Raw genomic sequence first — 1743 nt, 5'->3', positions numbered from 1 at the left:
GATTGACCGGCCCGATCAGGGATGTTGGGCGGATCTGGCAAACAGGAAAAGCCGCAGGGCGGGGGTGAGCGCGGGCCCAAGCCCGCGTCGATCCCCTGAACTAGCGTCTGACCTGCTCGATCCCGACACATGTCGGGATCTCCATCGGATCTTCTGCGCCAGTGATCGTCACCCGCAGGGCGGAGACGGGGCGTCGGACCCGACCATGCCCGGGTGCGTCATGGCTGGCTCTCCGAGACAGTCAGGACGCCCGCCGCGCAGGGAGGGGCTGATGCCCTGGCTCCGGCCTCCGGCCGGGGGGGGCACCCGGTCGATTTGAGCGGAAAGGTTTCTGCAAGCGGGACTGCTCGGGCCGCACTGCCGGTTGTGCGACCCGAGTTCGAGTCACACCCTTTGCTGCAAACCGAACGCGGAATGATGGATCAGCTCGCCTTCGGGTTCGCTGGCCGTGAACGGCAGGGCCTGCACGAACTGCTGCGGGCAGTCACCTACCCGCAAGCCCGGAAAAGTCCGGAACCCGAATCTGCCATAGTAACCGGGATCACCCACAAGCGCCGCCCCTTTGCAGCTGGCCCGCAACCGAAGGATCGCTTCGGCAATGAGGGCGCTTCCGATTCCCTCGCCGTGTCGAACAGGCAGGACGGCAACGGGACCGATCAAGGCCCAGCCGGACACGACCCCGATTCTGGCGCGTGACGCGGCTAGGTAACCGACAACAGCGCCCGCGTCCTCGGCCACAAGCGACAGGCTAAGGGCATTGTCCGCCCTCAGCCTGTCGACAATGACAGCCTCTGTTCCAATGGATTGCGGCAGCAGCTTCATGGCGTCGGTCACAACCGTCCGGATGGCGCAGGCGTCACTGCTGATTTCATTACGGATCAGCATGTCATGCTCCTTGATTGTCGAGTTGCGCCCGTACAGAAAGGCGACCGCGTTTCGAGATTTGATAAGGTCCACCAGACCGGGATTCGACCAGTCGTTTGCGCCGCAGCTTGTTGAAGATGGTCATGTCGAAGTCGGCAAGGATCATCCCTTCCCGTGTAACACAGGTGACGGAGGTGATCTTGGGGCCGTTCTCGCGTTCGTGCAGGATGCGGCCGCCGAGCGCCAGGACGTGCAGCGCACGCTGTTCATTCTTTGAAATATTCATGGAAGTCTCGTGTGATAGACATAAAGAGGAAACCGGGAGCAAACGCACCCAGCGGTTTCAGTCTCACGTAGCTCTCTGAAAATCAGAGAGCCCTATCACACAAGCTCTAACATCCAGTCTCCACTGTCCGGGCTGCGCATTCTATCGCCGCCCGAATACCGAAATAGACAATGCCGGCAAGGATCTCAAGGCAGCAGAAATGCGCGCATGCAAGCGTCCGCTTTATCCCGCACAGCAGACCCCGAGAGCAAGCCGCAGGTCAGGGGTGAGCGCGGGCCATGCCCGCGTCGATCCCTGATTTGGCCTCTGATCGGCTCGATCCCGACACCGTGTCGGAATCTCTACTGCAGGCTGCCGATGCGGAGATGATCGGGGCTGAGCCATTTCGGGTTGAACGCCTGCAAGCTCACGATGGGCAGGAACGTGTCGAGCAGGAGCCGCGGGCAACATGTCACCTCTTCGGGTTCCGCCGCGGCGCGCAGTTGGACGGACTGCAGCACCCTGGCGAGCGTCTTCAGGTAGTGTTCCAGCTCGGCGATGGGCCTTCCGTCGTCATGATGATCGGCTCCGATGAATACGCCGGGAAGAGTGTC

Annotated in this window: 3 protein-coding genes; all 3 read right to left on the bottom strand. The window is 62.0% G+C overall.

What is annotated here, in order from left to right:
- Positions 1–384 precede the first annotated feature (384 nt).
- Positions 385–885 (bottom strand): GNAT family N-acetyltransferase, encoded by a 501-nt coding sequence (locus tag C5F48_RS23550; protein ID WP_107666095.1) that lies wholly within the window; start codon positions 883–885, stop codon positions 385–387.
- 1 nt (position 886) lies between these two features.
- Complete coding sequence (locus C5F48_RS23545; protein WP_107666094.1) at positions 887–1150, bottom strand: YjhX family toxin; 264 nt, start codon at positions 1148–1150, stop codon at positions 887–889.
- 341 nt (positions 1151–1491) lie between these two features.
- A partial coding sequence (locus C5F48_RS25470; RefSeq protein WP_181247770.1) for a hypothetical protein occupies positions 1492–1743 on the bottom strand: 252 nt, incomplete at its 5' end.

Source organism: Cereibacter changlensis JA139 (assembly GCF_003034985.1).
GTDB classification, from domain to species: domain Bacteria; phylum Pseudomonadota; class Alphaproteobacteria; order Rhodobacterales; family Rhodobacteraceae; genus Cereibacter; species Cereibacter changlensis.
This window is presented reverse-complemented; position numbering and strand designations above follow the sequence as displayed.